Origin of the sequence: Campylobacter concisus (genome assembly GCF_902460675.1) — a bacterium.
In the GTDB taxonomy this organism is placed as follows: Bacteria; Campylobacterota; Campylobacteria; order Campylobacterales; family Campylobacteraceae; genus Campylobacter_A; species Campylobacter_A concisus_AJ.
Genome location: NZ_CABPUQ010000001.1, coordinates 893,488 through 908,900 on the forward strand (window position 1 = coordinate 893,488; position 15,413 = coordinate 908,900).

Consider the following 15,413-nt stretch of genomic DNA (forward strand, 5'->3'; position numbering starts at 1 on the left):
ACCAAGAAACCAAGAAACCAAGAAACCAAGAAACCAAGAAACCAAGAAACCAAGAAACCAAGAAACCAAGAAACCAAGAAACCAAGAAACCAAGAAACCAAGAAACCAAGAAACCAAGAAACCAAGAAACCAAGAAACCGAGAAAATTTATCTAGAAATTTTCACAAAAATGGCAAGAAATTTATGCAAAAGTATAAAAACAGCCTTAAAGTAAGTCTTTTTTAAGCGCAAAAAAACGATCTATTTTAAATTTAAAAACAAATTTAAATTTTACAGATGAAATTTACCCCAAAAAAGCGCCAAAAGGATTTAAAATTTAGCCTCAGCTCTTATCAAATTTAGCTTTTTTACAGCCTTGTCAAGATCATCAGAGCTTACAAAAACGCTAATGTTTTCATTTTTTTTATAGACCTTGTCGTAGTATTTTGTGAGTAAAATTTCAGCCACTTTGGCGATGTCATTTTCATTAAATTTAGCCACAGCCTCATCTCTGGCCTCTTTGTCGATAAAGGGCGAAATTTTCTTTATGCACTCATCAAAAAAGGCTTTATCCACACTTTTATAGTCACTTGTGATGCAAGAAATTCTATTTTCCAAGCTCGCGCTAACCTCAACGCAGATGCCGCTGCGCATCGCTTCATAAAGGCTTTTTGGAAGTGTTAGCGAGCCGATCCTTCTGCTCTCACCCTCGATAAAGCAAATTTGATCTTTTAGTGCAGAAAGCTCCTCAAATAACGCATCTTCAAAGCACTTTTGGCTAGGCTGCGCGCCATTTATCGCGCCAAAAACTGAGCCTAGGTGATTTGCCATCGCTTCAAGGTCTATTGATGGCGAGAGTGCCCTTATAAGCTTACTTTTATAGCAGCCAGTATTGCCAAAAAGAGTGATAAATTTCGTGCTTAAAGAACGCTCTAAAAACTCCAAAACATGATTTCTATAAGCCTTATAGCCGCCATTTAGCCTAAAAACCCTATATCCTATCATGCTTAGCACAAAACCAACCGAGCTTGATCTAAGTCCGCCCTTTGCGCAGTATATCCCAATAGCTGAGCCGACCTTAGCCCTTTTATAGACCTCGTCGATGATATTTTGCAAATTTTTGCAGATGTATTTTGCACCAAGGCTCTTAGCTAGGGCTCTGTCGCTTTTGTAGATCGTTCCTACCTCTTTGTGTTCAGCATCATCAAGCGCGTATAAATTTAGAGCATCTTTTATATGTGAGTAGGCATACTCATGCGGCGATCTAGCGTCTATTAAGAGCTCAAACTCGCCTCTTTTTTCAAGCCACTGCTCTATATCAAGCTCAAATAACGCCACTAAAAGCCTTTTTTAGCTTTTGATAAAGTGGATGAAACGGCGTGCCATTTACCCTGACATCGGCGATCGTTGTGATGAAATTTGTATCCCCACTCCACCTTGGCACAAGGTGATAATGCACGTGCTCAGCTATGCCAGCGCCTGCTGCCTTGCCTAAATTCATACCGATATTTACGCCCTGTGCGTGAAGCTCACGCTTTAAAATTTCAACCCCAAGCCTTACAAATTTACTCATCTCAAACCACGTCTGCTCGTCAAGCTCCTCGATCTTGTCGGTGTGGTGGTTTGGTATGATCATAAAGTGTCCTGGCGAATATGGGTATAAATTCATGATCCCAAAGCAGTGCTTAGCACGAAAAAGCACGCCATTTTTCTCGTCGTCTTCTTTTGAATTTATGACCTCGCAAAAGACACAACTATCTTTTTTTGCGCTGAAATACTCGCTTCTCCAAGGGGCACAAAGGTGCTGCATCACTCGCCCTCCTTTATCTTTTTAACGGCATTTTTTATATCATCTTGCCTCATAAAATACTCTCCGATCAAGAAAGCATCGACTCCGATCTTGCTTAGCTCGCAAAGCTGCTCATGCTCGTAAAGTCCGCTTTCAGCAACTATTATCTTGCCATTTGGCAAAAGCGGCACGAGCTTCTCACAAAGGCTCATATCCATCGTAAAATCATCTAAATTTCTGTGATTTATCCCTATTATATTTGCTCCTGCAAAGACTGCCTTTTTGACATCGCTTGCGTCATGGGTCTCTACTAAGACCTCAAGCCCCAAGTGGTGTGCGTACTCGAGTAGCTCTTTTAGCTCGCCTTGTGTTAGCGCTTTGGCGATAAGCAGGATAAAGTCCGCTCCATAAACAAGTGCTTCTAAAATTTGATACTTATCAACGATAAAGTCTTTTCTAAGGATCGGCCTTGATGCGTAGCGGCGAACCTGTGTGATGTACTCTATGTCGCCTTTAAACCAGTGAGGTTCGGTTAGGATGCTAAAGGCATTTGCGTGCTGCTCGTACTCCTGCGCTATTTTTATCGGCTCAAAGTCCTCTCTTATCACGCCTTTGCTTGGGCTTGCTTTTTTTATCTCAGCTATTATCTTCATAGGCTCATCTTTACTTGATCTAAGTGCGCCCAAAACGTCTCTTGGCACGTATGGGTTGTATGCCAAAGATCGACCTAGCCACTCCTGCGGAAAGTCAGCCTTGCGCTTTTTTAGATCCTCTTTTGTCTTTTTTATGATCTCATCAAGTATCATTTTTTAAGCCTTTTGTTTAAATTTATTATGCAGCGCTCGATTAGGTGCAAGTGCTCCTTTGCCTCTTTTGAAGCCTTAAAATCAACATCTTTCATCGCGTGCATCATTATGCCCTTTGCCTTTTTGCACTCGCCAAGCTTGAAATAACCCCACGCTAGCGAGTCCTCATAGTAAGGCGAGTCTGGCGAGATCTCAAGCGCTTTTTGTACCATCTCTACGCCCTTTCTTGGGTCTATCTCATGATCAATTAGCAAATAGCCGTAGTAGTTAAAAAACATATCATTATTAAGCTTTGGCACGCTAGCTTCAAATTTATCTAAGATATCAGCGATCTTTTTTTCATCTAGGCTATCTTTATTCATCTCATACTCGTAAATGGCCGCCTTTGCTAAGAAATTTAGATCCCTGCTATCGTTATAAATTTTAACCGCCAAAACGTATGCATCGCCAAAATTTCCAGTCGCTGCGTAAAGATCCATAAGCGTGGCGTCGTTGTAGCCATATTTTTTCAAAATTTCAATAGCCGCTTTGTAATTTTTATCATAGATAAAATACTGCACGATCTTGTCAAGATAAGTGGTATCGTGAGTGATGTCGTAGATCTCTTCAAAAAGCTCGATCACCTTTGGGAAATTTCTTTGCTGTGAGTAAATTTCAGCCAAAAGCTCGCATGTTTTTTGAGTGCAGCCCTGCTCCTCGCGAAATTTCTCAAGATATTTTGTCGCATCTTTTACATTATCCATGCGGTTTAAAAGGATATCAACGATGCGGAGTAAATTCTCCTCTTCAGGCTTTAGCGAGTATGCCTCTTCGAAGTATTTTAGTGCCGTTACCGTATCATTTTGCATCATACAAATAGTGCCAAGCATGAGCAAATTTTGAGCGTTTGGCTCTTTTGTGGCAAGCTCTTGCATCAGCTCTTTTGCCTCGTTTAGCTTAGAGAGATTGACCAAATTTGCAACCTTGATCCTGATAAAATCGCTATCGTCTTTTAAACTCTTCTCGCCCTCACTCATAAGGCTATCTAAATTTTCATTTTTTGTAGCAAAAGCTAGCTTGATCGCCTCTTTTAGATAGGTTTTTTGATTTGTCTCTTTAAAAAGCCCTAGATAAGTCTGGATACTAGCATTTACATCGCCACTATCTTGAGAGATGAGAGCTTGCATTAGGCGTAAATTTACACTTTTGTTATCATCTGCAAGTAGATGCGTGCTAAAAAATACGCTTATAAAAATTATTAAAATTTTACGCCAATGCATTCTGCTCTTAGCTCCTTTAAGTTTTTTTTAAAATAATCCCAAAACGGAAATGTCCTGCACTGCTTAGGTCTTAGCTCATAGACCGAGCAGTTTTTATTTTTCTCATCAAAAAATATGCAAGCAAAACCGTCATCATAAGGCTTTTCTTTGATGCTTCGCCTTACGCCCACTTTTATTAGAAATTTGCTCTCAAACTCATCTTTTGGCATACCAAAAGCAGCGCAAAATTTTAAAATTTCACCCTCATCTATCCAGATATAGCCGCTCTCGCCAGTGCAGCATTTGCCTCCGCAACTCTCGCAAAAGCTAGGATCAAACTCATAGCTAAAACCATCAGCCCTCACGCTATCTCCTTGTAAGAGACGCTGTTTGTATCAGCTTTTTTAAAGATCTCGCTTGCCTCTTTCGTGTGCGAGCCATCTTCGCTCATCACAAGAGGTGGTAGGACTTTTAGCTTTGAGTTTGAGTTGTTTCGCACTTCAAGTAAAGCCAAATTTGCTGGCTTATCCTTTTTGGTATGGACAAATTTTAAGCTCACCAAATTTAGTTTATACTCTTTCAAGCATGCCACTATCTCGCTAAGATCATCTGGCGCATAGCAAAAAAACGCCCTTTTATGTGGCTTTAAATTTACGCTTATGCCTCTTATAAAATCCTTTAAATTTAGCGAGCTTGCATATCTGCTAACTTTTATGTGTTCATTTTGGCTTTTTGTAACACCGTCATGATAAAAGGGTGGATTTGAGATGATTAGATCAAATTTCTCACTATCTTTAAAATTTGCAAAATCAGCCGTTATGGCTCTAGCCTCTAGGCAGTTGCTCTTTGCGTTAAAGCTAGAAATTTCGCTATTTAGCTCCAAAAGATCAAGCATGCTTAGATCTATCTTTTTAAAATCACGCTTAAGCAAAAGTCCAAGTATCCCGCACCCTGCTCCAACGTCCAAAACCCTACCAGAAATTTCGCCAAAGCTAGCGCAAATAAAATCATAAAGAACGAGCGTATCGCTGTTGTAGCGATAGCCATTTTCAAGCTGGGCTAAGATCATCTATAAACCTTGATGATAAAGCCGCGCGTCACATCTTTTACGATCACTTCAGAGCTAAAGCTGATCCTTGCAAAGTCACCAAATTCCTCTTTTATAAGCTCAGCAGCCGCCTTTGCACGCTCTTTGCCAACGCCGTAATTTACGTAGTTATTTAGCTTGCCAAGGTCATCTTTTTTGATATTTTGAGCGACATTTGATGGGATGACAAAATTTTTCTTATCCACGATCGGGATGATCTCATACATGTAGTTTGAGTTAAATCTCTGCAAAAACTCACTCACTCTGTTTTTGCACATTATGCTAACCTTGTCCTTTGCGTCCATATCGTCGCACTCGATGCTAGAGATGAGGACTAGCTTTGTTGGCGTTTCTGGCTTTGTCGTAGCCTGTAAGATATTTTTTAAATTTACATTTTCATTTTCAAGCTCATCTTGTCTGTTTAAATTTTGCTCAATATCTTTTTGAAGCTCGACTATCTGGGCATTTACACTACCGCTACCGCCTTTGTGAGTGGTTGAGCTTAGCTCATTTATCTTTGAATTTAGCCTCTCTATCGTCTTGTTACTCTCATTTAGCTTTTGCTTTGCATTTTCTAGTTCATTTTGCAAACTTAGTAAATTTTTGCCACCACTTTTGTTGTTATCGGTTAAAAATGTTGAGGTATCGACTATCTTTTTTTGTAGCATGTTTATTTGCTGACGCAAAATTTCATAGTTTTGCATATCGATCTTTAGTGTTCTTTTTTGAGTTTCTAGCTCGCTTTGCTTAGAAAGGAGCATTTGGCTTGTCTTTGTGACATTTTCTTCAAGCTCCTTTATCTTTGCATCTTTTAGATCAAGCTTTGAGCTCAAATTCTTTAGCTCGCCCTCGTTTGAGCCAAGTTTCTGCGACTGCAAAGAGATGGTTTGGTTTTGATCAAATAGCGTTTTTAGAAATTTAGTTGTCTTCGTATCAAGCGCTTTTAGCTCTTCTTGGCTCTTTTTAAGGCTCTCTTCACTCAAACTTAGCTTTTTGCTTAGCTCACTTAGAGTTGAGTTTGCGTCTAAATTTTGCTTTTCAAGCTTTTTATTTAGGGCATTTGCCCTCTCAAGCTCTTTTTTAAGCGAGCTTATATTTTCATTTGCAAGTTTGTTCTCTTGCTCGCTTTTTAGGCTCTTTTGTTTTAGATCGTCAAAACTCTTATGAAGTGCCGCAAGCGAGGCATTTAGCTCTAAATTTTTGCCATTATAGCTTTGCGCCATTAGATCTTTTGAGTTTAGATTTTTCTTAATCTCTTCAAGCTCGTAAATTCTATCTTTTAGTGCAGTCTTGTTTGACTCAAGAGCCTCCTGCAGATCGATTATCTTATTTGCCTTTTTAGAAAGCTCATCCTCCATAACGCTCTTTTGTGTCTCAAAGCCATCATTTAGCGCATTTATCTCTTTTTCGTAGCTAAATTTTTGAGTGTCAGCGTCATTTTTAACTCGCTCGATCTCCTCTTTTAAAAGCAAAATTTCTTTTTTTTCGCCTCTATCTTTTTCGCTTTGAGCTTTTTCATACTCTTTTATAAGAGCTTCTTTTTGCGTAAGCGTCGCATTTAGCTCGTTATTTTGCTCTTTTAAAGCGGTGTAGTTTGCCTCAAAGCTCTCTTTAAATTTATTAAAGCCAGCCTCGGCATCTTTTAGCTTGCTCTCATCGCCATTTCTAGCGTCATTTATCGCATTTTCAAGGTCGATTATCTTTTTTTCATAAGCCTTTGAGCTCTCTATCATATCAGCTTGCGCTTCATTTAGGCGCTTTGTCAGAGCTTGGATATTTTCAAAGTGTTGCGCCTCAAGCTCGCCAAGAGCCTTTTGATTTTTTTCAACTATCTCATTTTTTTCATTTTCGATATTTCTTTTCATCTCTGAAATTTTGCTTATGAAGTCTAAATTTTTCTCGCTCATATCGACATTATCAGCGGCTAAAATTTCATTTTTTTTGCTTAGCTCGCGCACTTGCTCTTGAAGCTCTTTTACATTGTCTGATAAATTTAGGTCCTTATCATCAACAAAATTTTGCATGTAGCTTTTTGGCGTGATGTAGCCGCCATACTCGTAAAGATCGTCTTTGCTTACATATCTTTGCTTCTCTTCTTCAGGGAGATCATCAAAATTTATAGAATAAATCGTTTGATTAGTATCTTTTGGCGCCTCGTCCTCTTTTTGAAATTTCAAAAACGAGAGAGAAAAGCCAGCTATAAGACAAACAATAGCTAGTGCGATTTTATTTATCAAGCTTATGCCTTGCCTTTTAAGATATCTTTGATGACGCTATGAGCGTGATTTAGTCCGACCACGATCGAGCCGCCATTTTTTAAAACGATGTCGCCTCCCACGTATAGTCCTGGCACGCTACTTTGGTAATTGCTATCAACTATCGGAGTGCCTTTCTCATCAGTTTTTATCTGACATTTTTGTAGAAAATCAACCGGACTTGAGCCACCGATCGCATAAACAACCCTATCATAGACACGGATCTTGCCATTTTCATAATGCACTCTTACCTTGCCTGATTCATTATCGATCTCGGTTATATCGTGATTTAGTCTTACTTTTATCTTATTGTGCTTCTCAAGCTCCCAAAGTGCGCTTAAATTTGTCTCATTTACACGGCTAAATTTATCTTTTCTGTAAGCGATCGTAGTTTTATTATACTGACAAAGCTCGATAGCATACTCAACCGCAGAATTGCCACCGCCCACAACTAGCACTTTTTCACCGTTTGTGCAGTTATCAAGGTTAAAATTTACAACTGAATTTAGTGATGGCGGGATCTTATAATCAGGCTTGTTTGGTCGTCCCATTTTGCCGATAGAGACCATCACGTTTTTGGCTTCATAGACAGCTTTTGAGGTAGTTACTTTAAAAATTTCTCCCTCTTTTTTTACGCTTTCGACCTCAGAGTTAAAAAAAGCCTCGATATTCTCAGAGTCAAGTAGCTTGTCAAAATAATCAAGCGTGCTCTCTTTTGTGCCATCTTCAAACGAAACTAGCCCATGTATCGTGCTATCTTGCCCTTTATACTCTTTATCTACGCGTTTATTGTCTTTATAAAATTTTCTGATCGTTTGGCTGTGGTTGTCGCCTTTTTCAAGGAGCAAAACATTACTTAAGCCATTTCTTTTAGCCTCTACTACGCTAGCTATGCCACAAGGTCCGCCGCCAACTACTATTAGATCATAAATATTTGCCATATTTTTCTCCAAATTTTATAAATTTTAAGCTTTTTTAACTAGATCAGCCATCAAAAATGCAAGCTCTAAAGCCTGATCAGCATTTAGTCTTGGATCGCACTGCGTCTCATATCTCTCTTTTAGCGAGCTTTCAGTGATGTTTAGCGCGCCGCCGGTGCACTCTGTCACATCTTTGCCAGTCATCTCAAGATGCACGCCACCTGCTCTTGTGCCCTCAGCTTTATGAATTTCAAAAAAGCTTCTAACCTCGCTTAAGACCTTGTCAAACTCACGAGTTTTGTAGTTATTTGAGGTCTTGACGGTGTTGCCATGCATCGGGTCTATGCTGTAGACGATATTTAGCCCCTCGCGCTTTAGCTCTCTTAAAATTTTTGGTAAATTTTCACCGATCTTATCAGCGCCCATTCTGATTATCACATTTAGTCTGCCAGCTTCATTTTCTGGATTTAGCTTATTTGCGAGTGCGACGACGTCTTCAGCTTTTGCGCTTGGTCCGATCTTTACGCCGATAGGATTTTTAACACCACTTAAAAAATGTACGTGTGCGTCGTTTATGCCGCGCGTTCTCTCGCCTATCCAAAGCATGTGAGCCGAGCAGTCGTACCACTCGCCACTAAGGCTATCAACCCTAGTTAGTGCCTCTTCATAAGGCAAAAGTAGCGCCTCGTGAGATGTATAGACTGCTGTTTGATTTATCGCTGGGGTATTTGCCGAAGTGATGCCGCAAGCTGCCATGAAAGATAGAGTTTTTGTTAGATCATCAGCTAGTTTAGCGTATTTCTCACCGATCTCTGGCCTTTTAACAAAGCCTAAATTCCACTTATGCACCTGATGAAGGTCTGCCAAACCTCCTCTTGAAAAGGCTCTTAATAGGTTCATCGTAGAAGCACTTTGATAGTAGGCCTCTATCATGCGTTTTGGGTCGGCAACTCTAGCCTTTTCGTCAAATTCAAAGCCATTTATGATGTCGCCTCTATAGCTTGGTAGCTTAATGCCATTTACCTCTTCGTAGTCGCTACTTCTAGGCTTTGCAAACTGCCCTGCTACGCGGCCTACTTTGACCACTGGACAGCCACCACCAAAGGTTAAAACTATCGCCATTTGAAGTAAGACCTTAAACATATCTCTGATGTTGTTTGCGTTAAAATTTGTAAAGCTCTCAGCGCAGTCGCCACCTTGAAGCAAAAAGGCCTCGCCATTGCAAACTTTTGCAAGCTCATTTTTAAGACTTCTAGCCTCACCAGCAAATACCAAAGGCGGAAGTGCTTTTAGTTTTTCTTCAGCCTCTTTTAGCTCTTTTAAATTTGGATAAGTTGGTTGTTGTAAGATGTTAAATTCTCTCCAGCTATCTCTGTCCCAAGTCATAAATTTTCCTATCTTTTACCTTAATTTAGCGCTGATTATATCACGCAAAACTTAAAAAATAAAAGCCATTAATGGGTTATTAAAGATATTTTGCATACAATCGCTACTTTAAATTTACCCAGAAAAAGAGAAGATTTTTTTCATGATAAAAGGCATATTTTATTCGCTTTTAGCCTCAGTTTTATTTAACTGCATCTACTACATGTCAGTGCTCATGAACCCCATCAGCACGCAAGCTCTTATTGGATACCGCATGATCTTTGCCATGCCTTTTGTCATCGCCGCCATTTTTTTGTTAAAACAGCAGCGAAATTTCAAATTTTTACTTCTAAAAATAAAGCTAAAACCTAAAATTTTACTAGTTTTGCTTGCTACCTCGCTCATCGTCTCATTTCAGATGTGGCTCTATCTCTGGGCTCCAAGTAACGGCGCAGCGCTAAAAGTCTCGATAGGCTACCTCATCATGCCAATAGTCATGGTCCTTTTTGGACGGATATTTTTCAAAGAGCACCTCTCAAAAACAAAGTTAGCATCGATATTTTTCGCTGCCATTGGCGTCTTTAGCACAGCGGTCATAAGCGGTGGCATCTCGTGGGAGAGCGCTGTAGTTTTTTGCCTTTATCCAGTCTATTTTACCATTAGAAAGTACTACAACCTTGCAAATTTCTCAAGCTTTGTTATCGAGATAATTTTTATGTTTTTATTCTCATTTTATTTTGCGCTCACAGCCGATATGGACTACGTAATGAGCCAAAATCCAAACATCTACTATCTGCTCATCTTGCTTGGTGCTATCAGCGGCATAGCCCTCATCGCCCAGATCCTCTCAAGCACGCTCGTGCCGATAAATGTACTAGGTTTGCTTACATATTTTGAGCCTATAATGATGCTTTTTGTCTCATTTGCCATCGGCGAGAGACTGGAGAAAAGCTCATACTTTTTGATGATCTGCCTAGCCATCTCGGTCACACTTTTGATGATAGATAGTATAAATTCTATAAAAGGCGACAAAAATACCAAGACTAAATGAGAGCCAAAAAGGCGTTATTCTCGCGCTTAGCGCCTTTTTTATGTGGGGATTTTTGGCGGTTTATTTCAACCTCTTTAGCAAAGAGGTGGATGCTTATGAAATTTTAGCCCACAGGATCATCTGGTCGTTTTTTCTAATGGCAGCGGTCATATATCTTAGCGGCAAAATGAATGAAATTTTGACCCTGCTTAAAGATATAGGCTCGCTCAAAGCGCTATTTTTAAGCGGCACGCTCATTAGCATAAACTGGGGCGTCTACGTCTATGCAGTTGGCAACGGTAAAATTTTAGATACCAGCATCGGCTATTTTATCAATCCTTTGATAAACATGCTCCTTGGCGTCATCGTCTTTAAAGAGCGCCTTGGCAAAAGTGGTGTCGTAGCCGTTTGTATAGTCATGGTCGCAGTTTTTGTGCAAATTTATTTTCAAGGTGGCTTGCCGCTAGTCTCCATCATCTTGCCACTATCCTTTGGGCTTTACGGTGTGGTTAGAAAAAAGGCAAAGATTAGCGCATTTAACGGACTTTTTATCGAAACACTCTTTATTTTTCCATTTGCCTTTGGCTACGTTTTGTGGCTGGTTTTTCACTCACAAAGCCATTTTGGACTAAACAAAGACTCGCTTTTGATGATCGCCTCAAGCCTAGTAACCATCGTGCCACTAGTCGCTTTTAATGCAGCTGCCACAAGGATAAATTTAACCACTATCGGCTACTTGCAATACATCTCGCCAACCATCGCGATCCTTTGCGCGGTCTTTATTTACGGCGAAATTTTAGACGGCTACAAAGTCGTCTCATTTTGTATGATCTGGCTGGCTTTAGCGATAATTAGCGTGGATAAATTTAGAAAAAGGAGTAAAAATGAATAGCGTAACGATCTATTTGCTGCTTGCGTTTTTTGCAGCGCTTATTTTATATTTTCAGATACAAAAACTAACCAAAAAGCTTGACGATGAGGGGGCGGTGCCTGCCTATCAAAAGGCTGCACAAGAGGTTTTAGAAAATTTAAGCAACGCTGAGAAATACCCTAAATTTTGCAACATTATCTTAAAAAAGATAAATGCTCTAAGGCAAGACATACTCTTTGAAGATGCGCTAAATGAGGCTAGCGACAAGGACAAAGCACTAGATCAGCTCGAGCAGACAAGAGATAAGCTAGAGGCGCTTTTAAAACAAGAAAATGCAAACTGGGAGAGCGAACTTGTTGAAATTTTAGACGAGATCGATGGCTTTGTAAAGGCAAATTTCAAAAACGGCGAAGATAGAGCCGAAGAGCTAAGGGACGAACTAAAGAAAGAATTTGATGGGTTGTGAGAGTGGCTTTGGCATTTTAGGCAAGCTCTAAAATTTACGTCTAAACTATTAAATTTTTTACTCAAATTTACATTTATTAATTGAGTAAATTCAAACTCATTGGCGTAAATTTAAAGCTTCGCTTTTAGAGCCATTATCCTCTTGTATGATGCGTCGATTCGCTCTTTGCTGATCTTTTTCTCATTTACGGCGTCAATTATAATCTGAGTGATTAGATCAGCCGTTCTTTGGTTATTTATCTTAAACTCGCTAAAGAGCAAGATATCACCACCAGCGTTTATAAATTTCACCACTTTTTGCGCCAATGTCTCGTCTCCAACACCTTTCATCAGCATATCATCGCTGATAACCACGCCATTAAATTTAAGTTCATTTCGCAAGAGATCGGTTATTATTTTTTTAGAAAGTGTGGCTGGGTTGTCCTCGTCGATGCCTTTTACAAAAAGGTGCCCCACCATGATGATCTGCGCTCTACCTGTGCTTATGGCGTCTTTGTATGGTAGTAGCGCGTCTTTACTTAGCGTGACTTCGCTCTTATTTTTATGTGAGTCCTCTTTTGAGCTGCCATGCCCTGGGAAGTGCTTAAGTGTCGTTAGGATGCCCTGCTCTTTAAATGCATCCATAAAGGCATCAGCATAGATCACAACCTTGCTTGCATACTCGCTAAATGCCCTTTGCTTAGCGGCGATGATCGGCGAGTTTTCATCGTGCAGATCGACCACTGGGGCGAAATTTAAATTTATGCCGCACTCTTTTAAATTTATAGCCATTTTTGAGTAGAGATCGTATGCACTTTTGATATCAAGCGTGCTTGCGACTTCGTATGCGCTAGGATATGGTCCATCAAAGCTCTTATCCTTCATACGGCTTACCTTACCGCCCTCTTCGTCGATAGCGATGAAAATTTTAGGACTCTTCTCTTTGATCGCTTTTATGCTAGCTTTTAGTTGGGCTTTGCTGGTGACGTTTCTGCCAAGTAGCATCACACCGCCAAATCTCTCATACCCAGCGTCGCTTAACATCGCACGAAATGCAGCGTCTTTTGTGCTAGCTCCGTTAAAGCCAACCATTATCATCTGCGAGATCTTGGCTCTTAGGCTCACCTCTGCGCCGTTTAACCCCAGAGCAAAAATAGCCACAAAAAGTATAAATTTAAAAGCTCTCATCTTCTTCCTAAAAGCGATTTTACACTCTCAAAAACATCTTTGCCATTTAGCATATTTTCAACCTCGCTTGCGATGGGCACATATATGCCCTTTTCTTTAGCGATCTTGCTAATGGCCCTTGCAGTATCCACACCCTCTGCCACCTCGCCAAGCTCATTTAAAATTTTCTCTAATCTCTCGTGCCTTGCGATGCCAAGACCTACGCGGTAGTTGCGTGAAAGTATCGATGAAGCGGTTAAGAAAAGATCACCTGCGCCGCTTAGCCCCATAAATGTCTCATCTTTTGCACCAAAAAATTTGCCAAATCTAGCCATCTCGACAAGCCCACGTGAAATGAGGCTCGCCCTTGCGTTGTTGCCAAGACCAAGACCGTCGCAGATGCCACCAGCTATGGCGATCACGTTTTTATAGGCTCCGCACACCTCAGCGCCGATCACATCATCAGATGTGTATGCTTTCATATAGCTTGGGAAAAATGAGGCAAATTTTAAAGATAAATTTTGATTTTTAGAATTTACCACCAAAGCGCAAGGAAGCTTTTGCATGATCTCTTTTGCAAAGGTTGGCCCTGAAAGAAAGGCCAAATTTTCACTATCCACAAAATCCTCGTAAATTTCATTTAAAAATTTAAGATTTGCCGTGTCTATGCCCTTGCTGGCGACTAATATCTTTTGACCTTTGTTTTTGTAGTTTTGCTTTAGCCATAAATTTGTAGCTTGCGTTGGGATCGTGCAGACTAGATACTCGCACTCCAAAGCCTCTTCTAAGCTTACAAAATTTGGCATCTCTCTTGGTGTTCTTGAGCTGATGACACACTCGTTATTCTCACTAAATGCGTGAAATAGCGCACTGCCCCACTTGCCAGCTCCGATGACTGCTATGCTCATTTTAGCCCTTTTTTAGCCTATTTTAGCCTTTAAAAGCTCATTGACCTTGCCCGGGTTAAAGGCGCCCTTGCCCTCTTTCATCACCTGACCGACAAAGAAGCCAAACATCTTATCTTTGCCATTTTTATACTCTTCGACTTTGTCGGCGTTTGCAGCTAAAATTTGATCTATGATCGCGATGATCGCTGAGTCGTCGCTCACTTGTTTTAAGCCAAGCTTTTCGATGACACTATCAACGTCCGCGTCATTTTCCATAAGGTAGTCTAGCACCTCTTTTGCAGCCTTGCCGCTTATCGTGCCATCTTCTATGCGTTTTAGTAAATTTATCATCTTGGCACTACTAACTGGACTTGTCTCGATCGTTACGCCGTTATTTAAGCGGCCAAGAAGTTCGACTATGAGCCACGTAGTAGCAAGCTTAGGCTGAATTCCAGCGGCGATTAGCTCTTCAAAATATCTAGCCATCTCAACGCTTTGAGTTAAATTTAAGGCATCGCTCTCTTTTACGCCTAGCTCACTTACGTACCTTGCGACCTTTTGCTCGGCAAGCTCTGGAATTTTGATCGCTTCGTTATACATCTCCTCTGGCACCTCAACAGGGAGCAAGTCAGGGTCAGGAAAGTACCTATACTCCGCGCTATCCTCTTTACCACGCATAGATCTTGTTACTAAATTTGTCGTGTCAAAGAGCCTTGTCTCTTGATAGACTTCTTCGTCATATTTGCCATCTTCCCACGCTGCACTTTGGCGCTCTACCTCGTAGTCGATCGCTTTTTGGATAAATTTAAATGAGTTTAGGTTTTTTATCTCAACCCTTGTGTAAAGCTTTGTGTCACCTTTTGGACGGATAGAGACGTTTGCGTCGCAGCGAAAGCTTCCTTCTTGCATATTTGCGTCGCTGATGTTTAAAAAGCGAAGGATCGAGTGCAGTTTTTTAAGATAAGCCACCGCCTCGTCGCTACTTCTAAGGTCTGGCTCGCTAACTATCTCAAGAAGCGGCGTGCCGGCCCTGTTTAGATCGACCAAACTCTCGTTTTCTTCGTGGATATTTTTGCCAGCGTCCTCTTCAAGGTGCGCTCTGGTTACGCCGATGCGTTTTTTAGTGCCATTTACGTCGATGATGAGCTCGCCACCTTCCACGATAGGAATTTCAAACTGTGAAATTTGATATGCCTTTGGAAGGTCTGGGTAGAAGTAGTTTTTTCTATTAAAGACTGATTTTTTATTTATCTTAGCGTTTATAGCCGTGCCAAAGCTGATCGCCTTTTTGACCGCCTCTTTATTTAGTACAGGCAAAGCTCCAGGTAGAGCTAGGCAGGTCGGACAAACGTGGGTGTTTGCCTCGTCGCCAAAGCTAGTCGAGCAAGAGCAGAAAATTTTAGTTTTTGTATTAAGCTGAGTGTGAACTTCTAAACCGATAACAACTTCAAACATATTTTTACCTTTAAATTTATGCAAATTTTTAGTGCGTATTTTAGCGATACTTTCTTTTAAAATATCTAAAGGAGAGCTTTTAAGGAAATTTAAAAACACTAACAATTCGTAACACCAAAG

16 protein-coding genes are annotated in these 15,413 nt (G+C 40.5%); 4 read left to right on the forward strand and 12 right to left on the reverse strand.

What is annotated here, in order from left to right:
• A partial coding sequence (locus F3G88_RS10460; protein ID WP_223228729.1) for a hypothetical protein occupies positions 1–214 on the forward strand: 214 nt, incomplete at its 5' end.
• Between the two features lie 95 nt (positions 215–309).
• Here F3G88_RS10460 and mnmH read toward each other — a convergent pair.
• Genes mnmH through F3G88_RS04370 form a run of 9 tightly spaced genes read right to left on the reverse strand, consistent with a single transcriptional unit; the run spans position 310 to position 9,460 of the window.
• A complete protein-coding gene (gene mnmH / locus F3G88_RS04330) occupies positions 310–1,317 on the reverse strand; it encodes a tRNA 2-selenouridine(34) synthase MnmH (RefSeq protein ID WP_149715458.1) in 1,008 nt (335 codons plus the stop codon).
• Entirely contained in the window at positions 1,304–1,789 is a 486-nt protein-coding gene (locus tag F3G88_RS04335) for an HIT family protein (protein ID WP_002942290.1), read from the reverse strand. The genes mnmH and F3G88_RS04335 overlap by 14 nt, the downstream gene beginning before the upstream one ends.
• A complete protein-coding gene (gene trpC / locus F3G88_RS04340; RefSeq protein WP_149715459.1) occupies positions 1,789–2,574 on the reverse strand; it encodes an indole-3-glycerol phosphate synthase TrpC in 786 nt (261 codons plus the stop codon). The genes F3G88_RS04335 and trpC overlap by 1 nt, the downstream gene beginning before the upstream one ends.
• Entirely contained in the window at positions 2,571–3,833 is a 1,263-nt protein-coding gene (locus F3G88_RS04345; protein WP_149715460.1) for a tetratricopeptide repeat protein, read from the reverse strand. The genes trpC and F3G88_RS04345 overlap by 4 nt, the downstream gene beginning before the upstream one ends.
• Entirely contained in the window at positions 3,812–4,177 is a 366-nt protein-coding gene (locus F3G88_RS04350; protein ID WP_002942288.1) for a YkgJ family cysteine cluster protein, read from the reverse strand. The genes F3G88_RS04345 and F3G88_RS04350 overlap by 22 nt, the downstream gene beginning before the upstream one ends.
• The gene (locus F3G88_RS04355; RefSeq protein ID WP_149715461.1) at positions 4,174–4,881 is read right to left on the reverse strand and encodes a tRNA1(Val) (adenine(37)-N6)-methyltransferase; all 708 of its coding nucleotides are present in this window, start codon (positions 4,879–4,881) and stop codon (positions 4,174–4,176) included. The genes F3G88_RS04350 and F3G88_RS04355 overlap by 4 nt, the downstream gene beginning before the upstream one ends.
• Complete coding sequence (locus F3G88_RS04360) at positions 4,878–7,136, reverse strand: coiled-coil domain-containing protein (protein WP_149715462.1); 2,259 nt, start codon at positions 7,134–7,136, stop codon at positions 4,878–4,880. The genes F3G88_RS04355 and F3G88_RS04360 overlap by 4 nt, the downstream gene beginning before the upstream one ends.
• A gap of 2 nt (positions 7,137–7,138) precedes the next feature.
• Positions 7,139–8,095, reverse strand: a complete 957-nt coding sequence (locus F3G88_RS04365; protein ID WP_149715463.1) for an NAD(P)/FAD-dependent oxidoreductase — start codon at positions 8,093–8,095, stop codon at positions 7,139–7,141.
• A gap of 24 nt (positions 8,096–8,119) precedes the next feature.
• Positions 8,120–9,460, reverse strand: a complete 1,341-nt coding sequence (locus F3G88_RS04370; RefSeq protein ID WP_149715464.1) for a class II 3-deoxy-7-phosphoheptulonate synthase — start codon at positions 9,458–9,460, stop codon at positions 8,120–8,122.
• Between the two features lie 142 nt (positions 9,461–9,602).
• On the opposite strand from F3G88_RS04370, the gene rarD (F3G88_RS04375) reads away from it, so the two are divergent.
• Genes rarD (F3G88_RS04375) through F3G88_RS04385 form a run of 3 tightly spaced genes read left to right on the forward strand, consistent with a single transcriptional unit; the run spans position 9,603 to position 11,806 of the window.
• Positions 9,603–10,490, forward strand: coding sequence for an EamA family transporter RarD (gene rarD / locus F3G88_RS04375; RefSeq protein WP_009293763.1), 888 nt, complete (start codon positions 9,603–9,605; stop codon positions 10,488–10,490).
• Positions 10,491–10,506: 16 nt separating this feature from the next.
• Positions 10,507–11,361, forward strand: coding sequence for an EamA family transporter RarD (gene rarD / locus F3G88_RS04380; RefSeq protein ID WP_223228764.1), 855 nt, complete (start codon positions 10,507–10,509; stop codon positions 11,359–11,361).
• A complete protein-coding gene (locus tag F3G88_RS04385) occupies positions 11,354–11,806 on the forward strand; it encodes an aryl-sulfate sulfotransferase (RefSeq protein ID WP_103630662.1) in 453 nt (150 codons plus the stop codon). The genes rarD (F3G88_RS04380) and F3G88_RS04385 overlap by 8 nt, the downstream gene beginning before the upstream one ends.
• 110 nt (positions 11,807–11,916) lie before the next feature.
• Here F3G88_RS04385 and F3G88_RS04390 read toward each other — a convergent pair whose 3' ends face one another.
• The 3 genes from F3G88_RS04390 to gatB are packed head-to-tail and all read right to left on the reverse strand — an operon-like array spanning position 11,917 to position 15,293.
• Positions 11,917–12,972: a glycoside hydrolase family 3 N-terminal domain-containing protein gene (locus F3G88_RS04390; protein WP_103570486.1), complete on the reverse strand. Its 1,056-nt coding sequence runs from the start codon at positions 12,970–12,972 to the stop codon at positions 11,917–11,919.
• Positions 12,969–13,859, reverse strand: a complete 891-nt coding sequence (locus tag F3G88_RS04395) for an NAD(P)H-dependent glycerol-3-phosphate dehydrogenase (RefSeq protein ID WP_149715466.1) — start codon at positions 13,857–13,859, stop codon at positions 12,969–12,971. Before F3G88_RS04395 ends, F3G88_RS04390 begins: the two co-directional genes overlap by 4 nt.
• A 12-nt stretch (positions 13,860–13,871) precedes the next feature.
• Positions 13,872–15,293 (reverse strand): Asp-tRNA(Asn)/Glu-tRNA(Gln) amidotransferase subunit GatB, encoded by a 1,422-nt coding sequence (gatB, locus tag F3G88_RS04400; protein ID WP_035160674.1) that lies wholly within the window; start codon positions 15,291–15,293, stop codon positions 13,872–13,874.
• Between the last annotated feature and the right edge of the window lie 120 nt (positions 15,294–15,413).